The sequence below is a fragment of the Luteibacter sp. HA06 genome, from assembly GCF_054061215.1.
The window spans coordinates 4,215,711-4,231,926 of sequence record NZ_JBSSDZ010000001.1; the positions used below are offsets into that span (position 1 = coordinate 4,215,711).

At 63.8% G+C, this 16,216-nt stretch carries 18 protein-coding genes and 1 tRNA gene; 6 read left to right on the plus strand and 13 right to left on the minus strand.

What is annotated here, in order from left to right:
- Positions 1-11: 11 nt before the first annotated feature.
- Both hmgA and hppD read right to left on the minus strand, forming a co-directional pair.
- Entirely contained in the window at positions 12-1,322 is a 1,311-nt protein-coding gene (gene hmgA / locus ACVWWJ_RS19470; protein ID WP_456969140.1) for a homogentisate 1,2-dioxygenase, read from the minus strand.
- Positions 1,323-1,412: 90 nt separating this feature from the next.
- Positions 1,413-2,501, minus strand: coding sequence for a 4-hydroxyphenylpyruvate dioxygenase (gene hppD, locus ACVWWJ_RS19475; RefSeq protein WP_456969141.1), 1,089 nt, complete (start codon positions 2,499-2,501; stop codon positions 1,413-1,415).
- Between the two features lie 89 nt (positions 2,502-2,590).
- On the opposite strand from hppD, the gene ACVWWJ_RS19480 reads away from it, so the two are divergent.
- Positions 2,591-3,043, plus strand: a complete 453-nt coding sequence (locus tag ACVWWJ_RS19480) for a MarR family winged helix-turn-helix transcriptional regulator (protein WP_159895198.1) — start codon at positions 2,591-2,593, stop codon at positions 3,041-3,043.
- A gap of 183 nt (positions 3,044-3,226) precedes the next feature.
- Here ACVWWJ_RS19480 and ACVWWJ_RS19485 read toward each other — a convergent pair whose 3' ends face one another.
- Both ACVWWJ_RS19485 and ACVWWJ_RS19490 read right to left on the minus strand, forming a co-directional pair.
- Positions 3,227-4,735 carry a peptide MFS transporter gene (locus tag ACVWWJ_RS19485; RefSeq protein ID WP_456969142.1) on the minus strand — a complete coding sequence of 503 codons (1,509 nt, stop codon included), beginning with the start codon at positions 4,733-4,735 and terminating at the stop codon, positions 3,227-3,229.
- 70 nt (positions 4,736-4,805) lie between these two features.
- Positions 4,806-5,654 (minus strand): tryptophan 2,3-dioxygenase, encoded by an 849-nt coding sequence (locus tag ACVWWJ_RS19490; protein WP_456969143.1) that lies wholly within the window; start codon positions 5,652-5,654, stop codon positions 4,806-4,808.
- Between the two features lie 226 nt (positions 5,655-5,880).
- Between ACVWWJ_RS19490 and pdhA the strand changes: the two genes are divergently transcribed.
- The 4 genes from pdhA (at position 5,881) to ACVWWJ_RS19510 (ending at position 9,986) form a co-directional block, all read left to right on the plus strand.
- On the plus strand, positions 5,881-6,960 hold the full coding sequence (pdhA, locus tag ACVWWJ_RS19495; RefSeq protein ID WP_159895869.1) for a pyruvate dehydrogenase (acetyl-transferring) E1 component subunit alpha: 1,080 nt from the start codon (positions 5,881-5,883) through the stop codon (positions 6,958-6,960).
- 12 nt (positions 6,961-6,972) lie between these two features.
- Entirely contained in the window at positions 6,973-7,953 is a 981-nt protein-coding gene (locus ACVWWJ_RS19500) for an alpha-ketoacid dehydrogenase subunit beta (RefSeq protein ID WP_063573737.1), read from the plus strand.
- A gap of 13 nt (positions 7,954-7,966) precedes the next feature.
- Positions 7,967-9,358, plus strand: coding sequence for a dihydrolipoamide acetyltransferase family protein (locus ACVWWJ_RS19505; protein ID WP_159895839.1), 1,392 nt, complete (start codon positions 7,967-7,969; stop codon positions 9,356-9,358).
- Between the two features lie 166 nt (positions 9,359-9,524).
- Positions 9,525-9,986 carry a YehS family protein gene (locus ACVWWJ_RS19510; protein ID WP_046969653.1) on the plus strand — a complete coding sequence of 154 codons (462 nt, stop codon included), beginning with the start codon at positions 9,525-9,527 and terminating at the stop codon, positions 9,984-9,986.
- Positions 9,987-10,093: 107 nt separating this feature from the next.
- Here the strand turns inward: ACVWWJ_RS19510 and ACVWWJ_RS19515 are convergent, their stop codons facing one another.
- The 4 genes from ACVWWJ_RS19515 to ACVWWJ_RS19530 form a co-directional block, all read right to left on the minus strand.
- Positions 10,094-10,420 carry a hypothetical protein gene (locus ACVWWJ_RS19515; protein WP_456969144.1) on the minus strand — a complete coding sequence of 109 codons (327 nt, stop codon included), beginning with the start codon at positions 10,418-10,420 and terminating at the stop codon, positions 10,094-10,096.
- Positions 10,421-10,426: 6 nt separating this feature from the next.
- Positions 10,427-11,800: a tryptophan--tRNA ligase gene (locus ACVWWJ_RS19520; protein ID WP_456969145.1), complete on the minus strand. Its 1,374-nt coding sequence runs from the start codon at positions 11,798-11,800 to the stop codon at positions 10,427-10,429.
- Positions 11,801-11,911: 111 nt separating this feature from the next.
- Positions 11,912-12,832: an arginase gene (gene rocF, locus ACVWWJ_RS19525; RefSeq protein ID WP_159895845.1), complete on the minus strand. Its 921-nt coding sequence runs from the start codon at positions 12,830-12,832 to the stop codon at positions 11,912-11,914.
- 83 nt (positions 12,833-12,915) lie between these two features.
- Positions 12,916-13,659, minus strand: a complete 744-nt coding sequence (locus tag ACVWWJ_RS19530; protein WP_456969146.1) for an alpha/beta hydrolase — start codon at positions 13,657-13,659, stop codon at positions 12,916-12,918.
- A gap of 111 nt (positions 13,660-13,770) precedes the next feature.
- On the opposite strand from ACVWWJ_RS19530, the gene ACVWWJ_RS19535 reads away from it, so the two are divergent.
- Complete coding sequence (locus ACVWWJ_RS19535; RefSeq protein WP_159895849.1) at positions 13,771-14,055, plus strand: hypothetical protein; 285 nt, start codon at positions 13,771-13,773, stop codon at positions 14,053-14,055.
- Positions 14,056-14,137: 82 nt separating this feature from the next.
- Here the strand turns inward: ACVWWJ_RS19535 and ACVWWJ_RS19540 are convergent, their stop codons facing one another.
- From ACVWWJ_RS19540 to ACVWWJ_RS19560, 5 genes are all read right to left on the minus strand, one after another.
- Entirely contained in the window at positions 14,138-14,551 is a 414-nt protein-coding gene (locus ACVWWJ_RS19540; RefSeq protein ID WP_159895851.1) for a hypothetical protein, read from the minus strand.
- 11 nt (positions 14,552-14,562) lie between these two features.
- A complete protein-coding gene (locus ACVWWJ_RS19545; protein WP_159895853.1) occupies positions 14,563-14,994 on the minus strand; it encodes a type II toxin-antitoxin system antitoxin SocA domain-containing protein in 432 nt (143 codons plus the stop codon).
- Positions 14,995-15,229: 235 nt separating this feature from the next.
- A tRNA-Thr gene (locus tag ACVWWJ_RS19550) sits at positions 15,230-15,305 on the minus strand.
- Positions 15,306-15,321: 16 nt separating this feature from the next.
- Positions 15,322-15,828, minus strand: coding sequence for an SPOR domain-containing protein (locus ACVWWJ_RS19555; RefSeq protein ID WP_456969147.1), 507 nt, complete (start codon positions 15,826-15,828; stop codon positions 15,322-15,324).
- A 59-nt stretch (positions 15,829-15,887) separates the two neighbouring features.
- Positions 15,888-16,211, minus strand: coding sequence for a hypothetical protein (locus ACVWWJ_RS19560; protein ID WP_456969148.1), 324 nt, complete (start codon positions 16,209-16,211; stop codon positions 15,888-15,890).
- Between the last annotated feature and the right edge of the window lie 5 nt (positions 16,212-16,216).

Below are 16,216 nucleotides of genomic sequence, written 5' to 3' on the forward strand. Positions count from 1 at the left end.
TTCCTTTTCGATCAGGCCGACGGCGGCGTGAAGTGGTTCTTCAGCCCGCGCCAGCATTCGTAATAGTTGCCCTGCAGCGACGGCGAGTCGAGCGCCTGGCGGGTGGGACGGATGACCTTGCGGGTCTCGAACATGAAGGCCATGGTGCCAACGATATGGTCGGGACGCGATACATCCGCGTTCGATGCTTTCTCAAAGCTCGCCGCGTCCGGACCGTGGCCGCTCATGCAGTTGTGCAGGCTGGAACCACCGGGCACGAACCCACCCTGCTTCGCGTCGTACGCACCATCGATCAGGCCCATGAATTCGCTGGCCACATTGCGATGGAAGTACGGCGGACGGAAGGTGTGTTCGGCGACCAACCAGCGCGGCGGGAAGATGGCGAAGTCCATGTTCGCCGTCCCCGGCGTGTCGCTTGCCGAGGTGAGCACCGTGAAAATGGACGGATCCGGATGGTCCACGGCGATCGAGCCGATGGTGTTGAAGCGGCGCAGGTCGTATTTGTACGGCGCGTAGTTACCGTGCCACGCGACCACGTCGAGCGGCGAATGGTCGATGCTCGCCGACCACAGCTCGCCCTGAAATTTCGCAACCAGGGCGAAGTTACCCTCGAGGTCTTCGTACGACGCGACCGGCGTGAGGAAGTCACGCGGATGGGCCAGGCCATTGGCGCCGATCGGACCAAGGTCCGGCAGGTGCAGCGGCGCGCCGAAGTTCTCGGCGACGTAGCCACGGGCCTCGCCATCGGGAAGCTCGACAAGGAAGCGGACGCCACGCGGTACGACGGCAATTTCCAGCGGCTCGACTTCGACCACGCCCAGCTCGGTGCGGATGCGGAGACGGCCCTGCTGCGGAACGATGAGCAACTCGCCGTCGGCGTTATAGAAATAGCGACCCTGCATGGAGCGATTGGCGCAGTACAGATGCACGCCGACACCGGCCTGCTCTTCCGGTCCGCCATTGCCACCGAGCGTGACCAGACCCTCGACGAAGTCCGTCGGTTCCGACGGCATCGGCAACGGATCCCAGCGCATCTGGTTCGGCGTCGCCGGCGCTTCGTTGAAGTGGTTGTGGAAGGTGGCGTGCGGGAGTTCGGCAAACGGTGAATGCTGTGCGGCCGGGCGAATGCGGTAGAGCCAGCTGCGCTGGTTGCGATGGCGCGGCGCGGTGAAGGCGCTGCCGGAAAGCTGTTCGGCGTAGAGGCCGTGCTCCACCCGCTGCGGCGAATTCTGCCCGGTGGGCAGCACGCCAGCCACGGCTTCCGTGGCGAACTCGTTGCCGAAGCCGGTCTGGTAACCGCGCGTATCGTCGGTGTGGCTCATCGTGGGGATCCTTGGGATGAACGCATCGCGGCGCGGTCCGTCTCGGGACCGCGCCGCGCTTAGTCTAGCTTTCGCGAAGGGCTCGCGCGCTCAGAGCACGCCGCGGCGCATCTGGTCGCGCTCGATCGATTCGAACAGCGCCTTGAAGTTGCCGTTGCCGAAGCCTTCGTTACCCTTGCGCTGGATGATCTCGAAGAAGATCGGACCGATGTTGTTCTGCGTGAAGATCTGCAGCAGAAGCTTCTTCTTGGTCTCGTCGTCGGCGTCGATCAGCAGCTTGTTGCGCTGCAGGCGGGGGATGTCCTCGCCATGGTCCGGCACGCGGATGTCGATCACTTCGTAGTACGTATCCGGCGTCTCGAGGAAGGCGACGTCGAGCGCGCGCATGGCTTCGACCGACTCGTAAATATTGTCGGTGAACAGCGCGATGTGCTGGATGCCTTCGCCGTTGTATTCGCGGATGTACTCGTTGATCTGCGACTTCTCGTCTGCCGATTCATTCAACGGGATGCGAACCATGCCGTCCGGGGCGGTCATCGCCTTGGACACGAGGCCGGTCTTCGCGCCCTTGATGTCGAAGTAGCGGATCTCGCGGAAGTTGAACAGGCGCTCGTAGTAGTCCGACCACTTCTGCATGTTGCCGAAGTGCAGGTTGTGGGTCAGGTGGTCGATGAAAGTGAGGCCGAAACCCTTCGGGTGACGATCGACGCCCGGGATCCACTCGAACTCGCTGTCGAACACGTCGCCCTTGGCGCCGTAGGTGTCGATCAGATACAGCGCACAACCACCGATGCCCTGGATGGTCGGCACGCCCAACGCGAGAGTGTCGGCCTTGTGCGTGATTTTCTCGGCGCCGTTGGACAGCGCGGTGGCCTGCACGTCCGTCGCCGGGCGGTTGAAGCGGATGGCGAAACCGCAGGCGCTGGGACCGTGCTCGGCGGCGAAGTCCGAAGCGAACGAGTTCGACTCTTCGTTCACGAGGAAGTTGCACTCGCCCTGGCGATACAGGGTGATTTTCTTCGTCTTGTGCTTTGCTACGGCCGTGAACCCGAGCTTCGGGAACAGCGTGTGCAGCAGGGCCGGATCCGGCGCGGCGAATTCGACGAACTCGAAGCCATCGACACCCTGGGGGTTTTCGAAGGTGGTGACTTCCATACCGATATTGGGCTGGGCGCTCATGGGCGATACTCCTGGCTTGGGGCACGGCTTGCGCCGTCTACTCTCACGTTATAGTTTCACTTGTAACCATTTGCAAGGACCAGCGCAGCATGACCCTAGAAATCGTCGTTCCCGCCCATGCCCCGTTGGAGCTCGAGCATTTCCTGCCCTATCGCCTGTCCATCCTGTCGAACACGGTGAGCCAGTCGATTGCCACGGAATACCAGGACCGCTTCGAGTTGAGCATGACGGAATGGCGGGTGATGACGATCCTTGCGCGGTTTCCAGAGATCTCAGCACGGGAAGTGGTGGATCGTAGCGCCATGGACAAGGTGGCGGTGAGCCGCGCCGTGGCGCGTCTGGTCAACGCCGGCCGGGTGGACCGCGGGATCCACGACGGCGACAAGCGGCGTTCGGTACTGCAATTGTCCGAGGCCGGCTGGGCGATTCACGACGAGGTGGCGCCGCTGGCGCGGGCGCATGAGCGTGAGTTGCTGGCTCGCCTCGACGAGGGCGAGCAGGCGCAGCTGAACAGCATCTTGGACAAGCTGTTGGGGCCTTGAGGTAGCTGGGCCCTGCCTGATGGGAACTGGGCCCACTCCCTGATGGGAACTGGGCCCACTCTGATGGGGGATGTGATCTTTGTGGGAGCCGCTTCAGCGGCGATGCTCCCGGGCGAAAGCATCGCCGCTGAAGCGGCTCCCACAAAGAGCAGCGGCTCCCACCGAGTCCAGGCAGCCCTCGCCTTATTTCACGCCGTGCATCAGGCGGTTGATCAGCGGCGCGATCAGGAACAGCACGATGCCGGCGCCGACAAGAAGCTCGAAGCTGAAGGTGAAGCCGCTCAGTGCCGACTGAACGGTCATGCCGGTCTCGCCGCTGATGTGGCCGGCGAGGAGGCCCGAGAGGTTGTTACCGATGGCCGTGGAGAGGAACCAGCCGCCCATGGCCAGGCCGACCACGCGCATCGGCGCCAGCTTGGTCACCATGGACAGACCGATCGGCGACAGGCATAGCTCACCGATGGTCTGCAGCACGTAGCAGGCTGCCAGCGGCCAGAACGGGATGAGGCCATCGCCGCCGACCAGGCTCTTCAATGCATACATCAGCACCAGGAAGGCGAGCGCGTTGAAAATCAGGCCGAGGCCGAACTTGCGCGGGATCGACGGCTCCTTGCGATGCCGTGCCGACCAGCCCCAGGCCAGCGCGACGATCGGCGCGAAGACCAGGATGGCCGCCGAATTCACCGACTGGAACCAGCCGGTCGGGAATTCCCAGCCGCCGAACATGTGGCGGTCGACGATGTTCTGGGCGAGGAAGTTGAACGAGCTGCCGGCCTGCTCGAAGAACATCCAGAACAGCACGTTGAAGGCGAACAGCAGCAACATCGCGATGACGCGGTGAATCTGGATACGGTCGTGGCGTACGGCCTCGAGCACCAGCATCACGGCCACGCCGATGAACAGTGCGCCGAGCAGCCAGGCGATGAAGATCGCGCCGGCCTTCGCCATCAGCAGGTAGACCAGCGGAATGGCGACAAGGATGCCGACGATCACGCCGATGAGGTTCTTGCCTTCATGGCGCTCCGGCGGCGGCAGGCCGACGCCCTTCAGCTGGCGCTTGCCGATCAGGAACCAGATGAAGCAGACCACCATGCCGAAGCCGGTCGCGGCGAACACGGCCTTGTAGTTGTCCTGTAGCGGCGTGTCGGTCATCACGGAGGCAAGCCAGCCGGTGACCAGGGGCGCGAGGAAGCCGCCCATGTTGATGCCCATGTAGAAGATGGTGAAGCCGCGGTCGCGGCGGTCGTCGCCGACCGGGTAGATCTGCCCTACCAGCGAGGAGATGTTGGGTTTGAACAGGCCGTTGCCGACGATCACCGTGGCCAGGCCGATCAGGAAGATGTCTTGGTTCGGCACCATGACCATGAACAGGCCGGCGCCCATCACCGCCGCGCCCACCAGGATCGACCGCTGGTAACCGAGGATGCGATCGGCGACATAGCCGCCAAAGATGGCCGAGGCGTAGACCAGCGCCAGGTACGAGCCGTAGGTGCGGCTGGCGTAACCCTGCCCTGCCTGATCGCCATGGAAGAACTGCGCCACGATGTATAGCGTCAACGCCCACCGCATGCCGTAGAACGCGAAGCGCTCCCAGAACTCGGTCATGAACAGCATCCACAAGGGACGCGGATGGCCCAGGGTCTGCGGGTAATCGGGCACGGGCCTGGCGGTGGCTGGGGCGGTCGGTGTCATGCAGTTCCCTTGGGCGTGAAGACGCTTCGTGCAGGGTGTTTAACCGTCCGGGCAGCCACCCGTCAAATATTTACGTTCCCAGGATGGTGCGGACTTCGATCAGTTCGGGGAAGAAACTCTGCTCCAGCGCCTTGCGCAGGAAGGCGACGCCGGACGAACCGCCGGTGCCGGCCCGGAAACCGATGATGCGCTCCACCGTCTTCATGTGGCGGAAGCGCCAGAGCTGGAACGACTCTTCGATGTCGACCAGTTCCTCACTGAGATGATACTCAGGCCAGTGATGGGCGGTGTCCTCGTAGATTCGCTTGAACACGGGCAGCAGCGCGGGCTGGCTCGTCCAGGGCTGGGTCAGGTCGCGCTCCAGCAGCGCCACCGGCACGGGATGACCGCGGCGTGCCAGGTACCGCAGGAATTCGTCATACAGGCCTGGGGCTTCGAAGATCGCCTTCAGTCGTTCATGGGCCGCGGGATCGTGCTCGAACACCCGGAGCATGTCCGCGTGTTTATTGCCCAGCAGGAATTCCACCATGCGGTACTGCAACGACTGGAAGCCAGACGACGGACCCAATACATCGCGGAATTGCAGGTATTCGGCCGGGGTGAGGGTTTCCAGCACGCCCCACTGCTCGTAGAGCTGTCGCTGGATGGCTTTGACCCTCGCCAGGATCTTCAGGGTGCCGTCCACGTCGTCCGCGCGCAGGTGCGCCAGCGCGGCGTTGAGCTCGTGAATCATCAGCTTCAGCCACAGCTCGGAGGTCTGGTGCTGGACGATGAAGAGCATTTCGTCGTGATGCGCCGGCTGGCTGCGGGGTACCTGCGCGGTGAGCACCTGGTCGAGCCGGAGGTACTCACCGTAGGTGAGGCGGCCGTCGAGATCCGTGCGGATACCGGGTTCGAGGTCGCGCTGGGAGTTGGCCATGGACGATTTCACAATTCGGGTGGACCGGCCACAAACGGCGCCGTGGCGCGGTTTCATGGTCGGAGGTGGCCGGTTCTATGCTGCGCCGTGCCTTGCCGGGCCATAATACCCCTGATATCTAGTCCGGCTCGCAGGAACCCAAAAGTCGCTCGTGCCCCACTGGATGGGCCCGTCCGCCTCCCCCATCGTGCGTGTCGTTTCTAAACCCTTCCCCTGGGAGCGAGTCGTGTCCATCGCCGCCAAGTTCGAAATCGAATATCTGCAATACCTTGACCAGGACGGCAAGGAAACCGGAAAGGAACTCCCCGCCTTCGCCAAGGACCTCGACCATATGGTCGAGCTCTACAAGCTGATGGTGTCCACGCGGGTGTTCGACGCCAAGTCGATCGCCCTGCAGCGCACCGGCAAGCTCGGCACCTACGCCTCGTGCCTCGGCCATGAAGCCGCGCACGTGGGCATCGGCAGTGCCATGCGCCGCGAAGACTCGCTGGCCGTGTCCTACCGCGAGTACGGCGCCCAGCTGTACCGCGGCGTGAAACCGCGTGAGGTCTACACCTACTGGGGTGGCGACGAGCGCGGTAACGATTTCCAGGACGCCCCGGCGCACGACTTCGCCTGGTGCGTGCCGATCGGTACGCAGTGCCTGCACGCCGCGGGCTCCGCCCTGGCGTTCAAGATCCGCAAGGAGGCCCGCGTGGCCGTCTGCACCATCGGTGACGGCGGTTCGTCCAAGGGTGACTTCTACGGCGCAATCAACGTGGCCGGCGCGCAGCAGCTGCCAATGGTCGCCGTGATCGTCAACAACCAGTGGGCGATCTCGGTGCCGCGTCGCATCCAGAGCGGCTCCGGCACGCTCGCCCAGAAGGGTATCGCCGCCGGCCTGCCCTGCATTCAGGTGGATGGCAACGACATCATCGCCGTGCGCGCCGCCATGGAGATCGCGCTCGAGCGCGCCCGCTCCGGCCAGGGCGCCAGCGTGATCGAAGCGGTGACCTACCGCCTCGGCGACCACACCACCGCCGACGACGCCCGTCGCTACCGCGGCGAGCAGGAAGTGAAGGACGCCTGGGAGCGCGATCCCATCCCGCGCCTGCGCAAGTGGCTCGAAGGCAAGGGCAAGTGGGACGACGCGAAGGAAGAGGCCTGGAAGGCCGAGTGCGACGACTGGATGGACAACGAGGTCAATGCGTACCTGGAGACGAAGAACCAGCCGGCAACGGCGATGTTCGACTATCTGTACGCCGAACTCCCGGCCGACCTCGAAGCGCAGCGCGAGCTCGCCGCTTCCCTCGATCGCACGTCGTAAGGAACTCTTCCCATGGCACAAATCACTCTTATCGAAGCAGTGACCCAGGCGCTCGCCTACGAAATGCGCAACGACGAAAGCGTCGTGGTGCTCGGTGAGGACGTCGGCGTCAACGGCGGCGTGTTCCGCGCCACCCAGGGCCTGCAGGAACAGTTCGGCGAAATGCGCGTCATCGACACGCCGCTGGACGAAGCCACCATTGCCGGCCTGACCATCGGCCTTGCCGTGCAGGGCATGAAGCCGGTTGCCGAGGCCCAGTTCGAAGGCTTCATCTACCCGATGATGGAGCACATCGCCTGCCACGCTGCCCGCATGCGTAACCGCACGCGTGGCCGCATGACCGTGCCGGCCGTGTGGCGCGCCCCCTGGGGCGGCGGCATCCGTGCACCGGAGCATCACTCCGAGGCCAACGAGCACCTGTTCACCAACATCCCGGGCCTGCGCGTGGTCATGCCGTCGTCGCCGGCGCGTGCCTACGGCCTGCTGCTCGCCGCCATCCGCGATCCGGATCCGGTGATCTTCTTCGAGCCCAAGCGCATCTATCGCCAGTACAAGGAAGAAGTGCCCGATGACGGCGAAGCACTGCCGCTCGACGTCTGCTTCGTGCTGCGCGACGGCACCGACGTGACCCTGGTGACCTGGGGCGCGCAGGTGAAGGAATGCCTCGAAGCCGCCGACGAGCTCGCGCAGAAGGGCATCAGCGCCGAAGTGATCGACGTGGCCACGCTCACGCCGCTCGACTTCGACACGATTGCCGAATCCGTCACCAAGACCGGCCGCTGCGTCATCGTGCACGAAGCACCGAAGACCGCTGGTTTCGGTGCGGAAATCGCTGCGCGCCTGGCCGAGGAATGCCTCTACAGCCTGCTCGCACCGGTGCAGCGCGTTACCGGTTTCGATACCCACATCCCGCTGTTCCGCCTGGAAATGAAGTACCTGCCCAGCGTCGAACGCATCGTCGAGGCCGCCGAGCGTACGCTCGCGGCGTCCTGAGGAATCTATCGCAATGGCCGACATCAAGACCTTTTACCTGCCGGACCTCGGCGAAGGCCTCCCCGACGCGACTGTCGTCGAATGGCACGTCAAGGAAGGCGACACGATCAAGCTCGACGCTCCGCTGGTCTCCATGGAAACCGCGAAGGCCGTCGTCGACGTGCCGTCGCCGTACTCCGGCACCGTGAAGAAGCTGCACGGCGCCGTGGGTGACATCATCGAAACCGGCGCGTCGCTGGCCGACTTCGAGATCGACCCGAACGCACGCCAGCGTGCCGAAGCCGAATCCACGGGCCATCACCATGGCCCGAAGAAGAGCGTCGGCAGCCAGGCCCCGGACGATGCCTCCAAGGTCATCGCTTCCGATGACGGCGGCGAGATCGATTCGGACGGTCCCGCACCGGCCAAGCGCGAAGACGAAGGTACCGTCGTCGGCGCCATGATCAGCGGCAATGCCGTGCACACCGAGCAGGTCTCCAGCGCCGGTGGCGTCAAGGCCGTCCCGGCGGTGCGCGCGCTTGCCAAGAAGATGAAGATCGACCTCACGCGCGTGCAGCCGACCGGCGCCGGTGGTGTCATCACCATGCAGGACGTCAAGAACGCTTCCGCCAATGGCGGCGCCGCCGTGGGTTCGGCACCGGCAGCACGCCCGGCGGCCGCGCAGCACCTCGCGCCGTCGCTGCCGGAGCCGGGTCCCGCTCCGACGCGTACGCCGGTGTCGCTGGCTGGCAAGGCCGTCCGCACCTCGCCTCCGGGCAAGGAGTCGATGGGCCAGCCGGAGCAGCTCAAGGGCGTCCGTCGCAACATGGCCCGCGTCATGGCCGACGCTCATGCCCAGGTCGTCCCGACCTCCATCGTCGACGACGCCGACCTCCACGCCTGGATCGGCAAGCAGGACATCACCGCACGCCTCATCCGCGCCGTAGTGGCTGCATGCAAGGCCGTGCCGGCGTTGAATGCCTGGTTCAACGGCAAGGACCTCACCCGCACGCTGCACCCGCACGTGGACATCGGCATTGCCGTGGACACGGACGACGGCCTGTTCGTGCCGGCCCTGCGTAACGCAGACGTGCTCGACGCTGCCGGCATCCGCGCGGCTATCAAGCGCCTGCGCTCGTCGGTCGAAGATCGCAGCATCGCCGCGTCGGAGCTGTCGGGCTACACCATCAGCCTGTCGAATTTCGGCATGTTTGCCGGTCGCTACGCGACCCCGGTCGTTGTGCCGCCCACCGTCGCCATCGTCGGCGCCGGCAAGCTCAGCCACGACGTGGTCGCCGTGATGGGTGGCATCGAAGTGCACCGCCGCATGCCGCTGTCGCTGACCTTCGATCACCGTGCCGCCACGGGTGGTGAGGCCGCGCGCTTCCTGAAGGCGATGATCGACGATCTGGGGTTGCCGAACTGAAGCCTGGGGGAATCGCCGCTGAAGCGGCTCCCACATAGGTCGGTTCCATGGAAAGTGGTCCCGAAGCCCGGCGCAAGCCGGGCTTCTTTTTTGCGGGAGCCGATTCATTTTCTGTGGGAGCCGATTCATCGGCGATTGGGTGCTTGCCCAGTGCTACCCTATGCAAATGCTCAACAACGACACCCTACGCAGCATCCGCTACATGCTCGACCTCGGTGAGGTCCATGTGGTCGAGATCCTCAAGCTTTCCGGCTTCGAAGCCACCCGTGAATCCGTCGATCCCTGGCTCCTCAAGGAAGACGAACCCGGCTTCGTTGAAATGCCCGACCTGGCCATGGCCCACTTCCTCGACGGTCTGATCCTTCAGCGTCGCGGACGCGACGAAAGCCAGCCGGCACGCCCGGTCGAAAGCCGCATCAACAACAACGTGGTGCTGAAGAAGCTGCGCGTCGCCTTCGAACTGAAGGAAGACGACATTCTTTCGATCATGGGCGAAGCGGGCTTCAAGGTCACCCGCGGCGAGATCAACGCCCTCTTCCGCCAGCCCAAGCACAGCAACTTCCGCCTCTGCGGCGACCAGTTCCTGCGCAATTTCCTCAAAGGCCTGACGAAGCGCTTTCGCGGCTAAAAATGCGGGTGATTTTAGGAAGTTGTGGGAGCCGCTTCAGCGGCGATCCCGCGGCAGCGGGCCAGTTTTGGCAAGCACCGATTCGCCGCTGAAGCGGCTCCCACAGATCAGAGCGCTCGGGGTTTCCAGACCAGTTGGCGGATGATCAGCGCCACCACCAGCACGGCGACGAAGGCGCCGTAGCCCCATAGCGCCGGCACCACCTGCTGCCAGATGGCGCCGCTTTTCGGACCGAACTTGTCCGCTGCGGGCAGGATCACCGCGTCGAACGAGGTCATCGCTGCCTGCACGGCGGCGGCAACCGCCGCGACCAGCGCGAGTACGTCGAACGCGCGGCGCGTGGCGTTCTTGAGCAGCGCCTTCGGGTACTGCCAGTAAGCCCAGCCCAACACGATCAGCCAGGGCGCCAGCAGCATGAGGGCGAGATAGCGCATGGCCGGTCAGTCCTGCGCCGCGACGAGCGCGTCGAGAGCGGTGCGCAGACGAAGCACGGCGGCGGCACGCGCCACCTCGTCCGGATACGACGCGCCGTGGGCAACCGCTTCCCCGCCGACCACCAGGGCAAGATGATCGCCCTGGGATTCGATTACCGCGTTCGCGCCACCCACGGTCGACAGTGTCTGGCGCAGTGCGCCAGCTGCCTTCGGATCCGCAAACGACTTCGACAGCAGCAGTTCCTCGCCGTCGGTCGCGAACAGGCGGAAACGGAAGCTGCCGTCGTCATCGCGGAAGCTGGCGAAACGCGGCGGCTTGGCTTTTGCAGCGGCCTTCGCGACCACGGGTTGGGCGGCTGGCGTACTGCGGTGACGCGCGCTCCGCAGACCGACCGCATCGCGAAGTGTTTCCACCAGCGGCGCTGCGATGGCACGCGCTTTCACCGCACCGGCAAGAAGAATGTCTTCCATGTCGTCGGGGCGGGAGATCAAATCTTCGTAGCGCTCACGCATGGGAGCGACATCGGCCTCCACACGCTCGAACAGCACCTGCTTCGCTTCACCCCAACCAATGCCGCCGTGCAGCGCGTCCGCAAAGGCGGCGGTTTCAGCCGGCGTCGCAAAGGCTTTGAAGATGGTGAAAAGCGCGGAATCTTCGGTGTCTTTCGGTTCACCCGGTGCACGCGAATCGGTCACGATCTTCATGATCGCGTCGCGCATGCCCTTGGCACCGCCCTCGAAGAGGGGCACGGTGTTGTCGTAGCTCTTCGACATCTTGCGGCCGTCAAGACCGGGCAAGGTGGCGACCTGCTCTTCGATCAGCGCCTCCGGCATGACGAAGAACTCGCGGCCGAAGGTGTGATTGAAACGCTGCGCGATGTCACGCGCCATTTCGATGTGCTGGATCTGATCGCGGCCGACCGGCACCTTGTTCGCATTGAAGGCAAGGATGTCGGCGGCCATCAGCACGGGATACATGTAGAGACCGGCGGTGACGCCCGCGTCGGCGTCTTCCTGGGCCTCGACGTTGCGGTCCACAGCCGCCTTGTACGCGTGGGCACGGTTGAGCATGCCCTTGGACGTGACGCAGGTCAGCAGCCACATCAGTTCCGGCACTTCCGGGATGTCCGACTGCCGGTAGAAGGTGGCGACGTTCGGGTCCAGGCCAGCCGCAAGCCAGGTCGCGGCGATCTTGAAGCGGGATGCCTCGATGCGGTCCGGGTCGTCGCTCTTGATCAGGGCGTGGTAGTCGGCCATGAAGTAGAACGCGTCGACATTCGGGTCCTTGCTGGCCAGAACGGCCGGCCGGACGGCGCCGACGTAGTTGCCGAGGTGCGGCGTGCCGGTGGTGGTGATGCCGGTGAGGACGCGGGTATGCATGGGGACCTTGGGGGCTGCAGACGATAACCCTTCGAGTTTAGCCCGCCCCACGGTCACTTGGGGAGCCAGTTATCCCTGTGGGAGCCGCTTCAGCGGCGAAGCCCGTCCGTCTCACCGCATCAAAGTCGATTTCCCGAACAACGACTCCACAAGATCCACCGCCAGCTTCGCCGTCTGGTTCCGCTTATCAAACGCCGGATTCAGCTCGACGATGTCCAGCGAACCCACGCGGCCGGTATCGGCAATCATCTCCATGCACAGCTGGGCTTCGCGATAACCCGGCCCACCACGCACGGTGGTGCCCACGCCCGGCGCAATGCTCGGGTCCAGGAAATCCACATCGAAGCTCACGTGCAGATGCGTATCCTGGTCGACGCCAGCCAGCGCTTCTTCCATCGCCGCCTTCAGGCCAATCTCGTCGATGTAGCGCATGTCGTAGATGTCGATGCCCACTTCGTGGACGAAGCGCTTTTCGCCTTCGTCGACCGAGCGAATCCCGATCTGCCGGAACACATCCGGCGACGTCGCCGGCACCGTGCCACCGATATGGGTGAGCTCGTCCGGGCCGTAGCCACACAGGCAGGCCACCGGCATGCCGTGGATATTGCCCGAGGGGGTGATCTGGCTGGTATTGAAGTCGGCGTGGGCATCGAGCCACAGCACGCGCAGCTTCTTGCCGGCGTCGCGGCAATAACGGGATACAGCCGAGATCGAGCCGATGGCCAGGCAGTGGTCGCCGCCAAGCATGATCGGCAGGTGCCCCGCACTCAGCTCGGCGTAGACCGCCTCGTGCACGGACGTGTTCCACGCCACCACCTCACCGAGATGCCGGTAACCGTCGGTAGGCGGAAGCCAGGGATTGAGCGGGCCGGCGACGTTGCCGCGATCGACCACGTGCAGGCCGCGCTTGGCGAGACGCTCGCCCAGCCGGGCCACACGCAGGGCCTCGGGCCCCATGGAACTACCGCGATGACCTGCACCGATATCGGTGGGAACGCCGATAAGGGCGACCGAACGTGTTGTTGGACTCATTCCGCAAGTTTACACCCGCCTTTGAAACACCCACGTTGCAGCGCGTCAGGGACGAAATGGGGACAGAAAAAACTTGTTGAGATTCAGAAGCGTAGCGCCTGGCAGAACTCGTCCGTGCGAAGAAGGCTGTTGTGTCCGGCAACCACGTGGTCCCAGCGAACAGGCGGCCGCGGCAGTGAGCGGACGAGTGCCTCGGTTCGCGAGGCGCCAATCACCCGGTCATTCGTGGCCTGCATCACATAGACAGGCACCGTTCCCAGACGAGCAGCGGCTGCACTGGTGTCGTAATGGTCCCGGATCAGCCAGTCGAGCGGTATGCCAAAGGTCTCTCGACCCACGTTGGCGATGCTGTCATAGGGCGTCACGAGCAAAAGTCGCTGAGGATGTTTCTCAGCGGCAACCTGAAGGGCGATGCCGCTACCCAGGCTGATTCCGACCATCGCGACACGGCTGTGCTTCTTCGCCGCCTCATCCATGAGCGCCATGCCATCGCCGATCAGGTCGCGCTCGCGCGGCGTCCCCGCCTGCCCCTCGTAACCGCGGTATGGCAGCAGGTAGATCGCGCGATCCGAACACTGTCCCAGGCGTGAAGCAAAACCCGACAGGCTCATGCCGTTGCCGCCGAACACCACCAGCGCGTCGTCGGCGTCCGGATGCAGAACCCACCCGCGCAGCGTGACGCCGGGCCGCGCAATCGTCAGGTCACCGAAGGTATCGACAGCCTTGGCACCGGGGTAAAGAAGGCGATCCTGAAACAGGTAGAGGACAACGAAAGGCGCCGCGATGAGAACAAGGACGATCGCGATGATCCATTTGACCAGTTTCATGGTTGTCCTGTTCGCAAGTGAGCGGGGACTGCGTGCGGAGACTAGTCTATTGGATACGGACACTGCGGTAGCATTCTTGAAAATGTTGGCACCGGCTCGCATGATTGGGACATGAAAACGCGCACCCCTCAAGCCGTGAAAACAAACGACGATGTTCGAGAGCGCCCGGCACCGTTTGAGGCGTGCCTCTGGCACGTCGCGTTCGCGCAATCTTCGGACAACGCGCGAGTGGCGACCGAGCAAGCTATTGAGAAGGTAGCAGGCGATCTCAAAGGCTTTCTTGAAGCACAAAACCAACGAAACGAAGAAGTTCGATTGGACCTCATCAAATGGTCCGTGGGCTCCGCACTCGTGCTTGGAGGTCTCGCATTCACGGCTGCCAGATACGCGCACTAGCGCTTAGCTACGGCGACGTTCACGCACATCCACTCCGATGTTTCGCAAGCGACCCACGATGGTCCTCGCTCTGCGCGAACTCTTAATGGCGGTAAGCCGTGAAGTCGTGGTCTAGCCACACCGCGTGGAAGACGTCACCTCGCTTATATCCCACCATCGGGTTCAATCCAGAAAAGCGCAATGCCCAGAGGGTCACGTCATCGGTGACGAACGCTGGCACAGCAACCCTCAGGCAATTTCGGGCTATGTTTTCTTTGCCCAGCCCATGCCGAGGCGCGTTCATCACCTCGAGCCACGTCAATTGGCTGAGCGCGCGAAGTTTCTTGGCTAACGCGGCTTGCTGGTCTCGCTGACAGTTGGTTACATCGTAGCCACGCTGGAGGTGCCGAAGGCAGAAAACTGGATACCCCAGTGCTGAGGGCTTTTCCGGTTCGGAGATTGTTCCTTTGAGCCGGCCCGGCCTGACGACTAGCGGCGTCCTGATTCCCTTCGACACGCGCAATCTCCCTAGTCGACCCTGTCCTTGAAGAAGTCACAAAGAACGTCCGGACCGATCGTGCTGTTGAGCTTGGCATCCTTCCACGGAGCCTCGTCGTGCGTCATGTCGCGAAGACGCCAGGCTGAATACTGGCCGTAAACGGTGTACACCTCATTTGCGACATCACGCAAAACGTCATCGATGACGTTCGGGTCGAAACCTTCTGGCCGCGGGATAGCGGCGGCCCCACAGCTGCGATACTCCTGCCAAACGTCGGGCACAACGGGGCCGTGCTGCCAGGCCTCGATGCGCTCGGAAAACATCGGCTTGCCCGTCAGCGCAAGCGCAAAACCCTGGCAATAGTAGAGAAGCTTTTGAAGCTTCAAATGCGAAATCAGCTCACCGGACTCTTCGTCCGTCAGCGAGAGAATGTATTTTGCGATGTCGTTCGCTGGGGCCATGACGATGGATCTCCAAAGTCGCGCATTCGTGCGCTCGTATCCGGCCATGGTAGCCGTGCGGCATACCTGTTGATATCTAGATCAACAGCGTACACACGTAGTCTCCGCCCACCGACGCACGTCAGGCAAATCTGCAACCTCACGCGTATCCACGCAAGCGACCACACAAAAAACCCGCACAAGGGCGGGTTTCCTGATGTCCAGCACGCTAGGGGATGCGCTGGAACGAACGCTCTGGTGCCGACACCCGGATTCGAACTGGGGACCTACCGCTTACAAGGCGGTTGCTCTACCAACTGAGCTATGCCGGCGAAGGCGGGGAGTTTATCAGAAGCAGCCGGTCGGTTTCGCGGTTGCGCCAGCACTGCGGATGCTCTTTCGGATGTCGGCATTGGCGTCGTCCGGGACGACCACGTCCAGCCACCAGACCGGCGTGACTTCGGTGCGTTCGCTCATACGCGCGGGGAACCCGGCGGCGATGACCTCGTCCCGTCGCTTCCTGGCGTTCGCAGGGTCGTGAAACAGGCCCAGGGCGACGGAGTTCTGCAGTTCCCCGGTGGCGGTCACCACGAAATAATCCTTGATGCCCTTGGCTTCCAACCGACGCGCCTGGGCCAGTGCGAGATCGCGCGTGGGCTGCGTAGGGAGGAAGACACGAAAGCCATGGGATTCGCTGGTCTGCTCCTGGCGCTGGCGACTGCGTACGGTTCGCGAAGCCATGGCGGTTCGCGTGCTGCGCAGGTCGACCTGGTTGGTAAAGGGTCCGATGGCCAGGCAACGGTAGCTGCGCTTGGCGTTCGTGGGCGCCGTCGCAGACGCCGCTGTGGCGAGCAACGCCGGGGCCGCCGGAGCCTCAGACGGTGCTTTCTTTTCGGGTTCGCGCTGAACGGGCTTTACTGGTCCGGCGACAGGCGCGAGGGGCGGCGTCGCGATCGCCGTGCTGCGCTCCGTCGATACCCGCACCGGGTGGGTGCAGCCGCAGCGGGAACCGGAGCCGTAGCAGCTGACGCCGCTGCGGCGAGTGCCCATGTCGCGGCAGAACCGGACACCGCCGGCGCCGTCGATGCCGTCGCCGGCAATTCCGCAAGCAGCTTCAGTTTGGGCACGCCCTTGTCGACCGGATCCACCGCATGCGTGCCCGATTCGCCCAGCAGCAACCACGCGGCCACCGCGATATTGAGGGCGATCAGCAGAACGAACATCAAACGCAGAAGCATGGCGA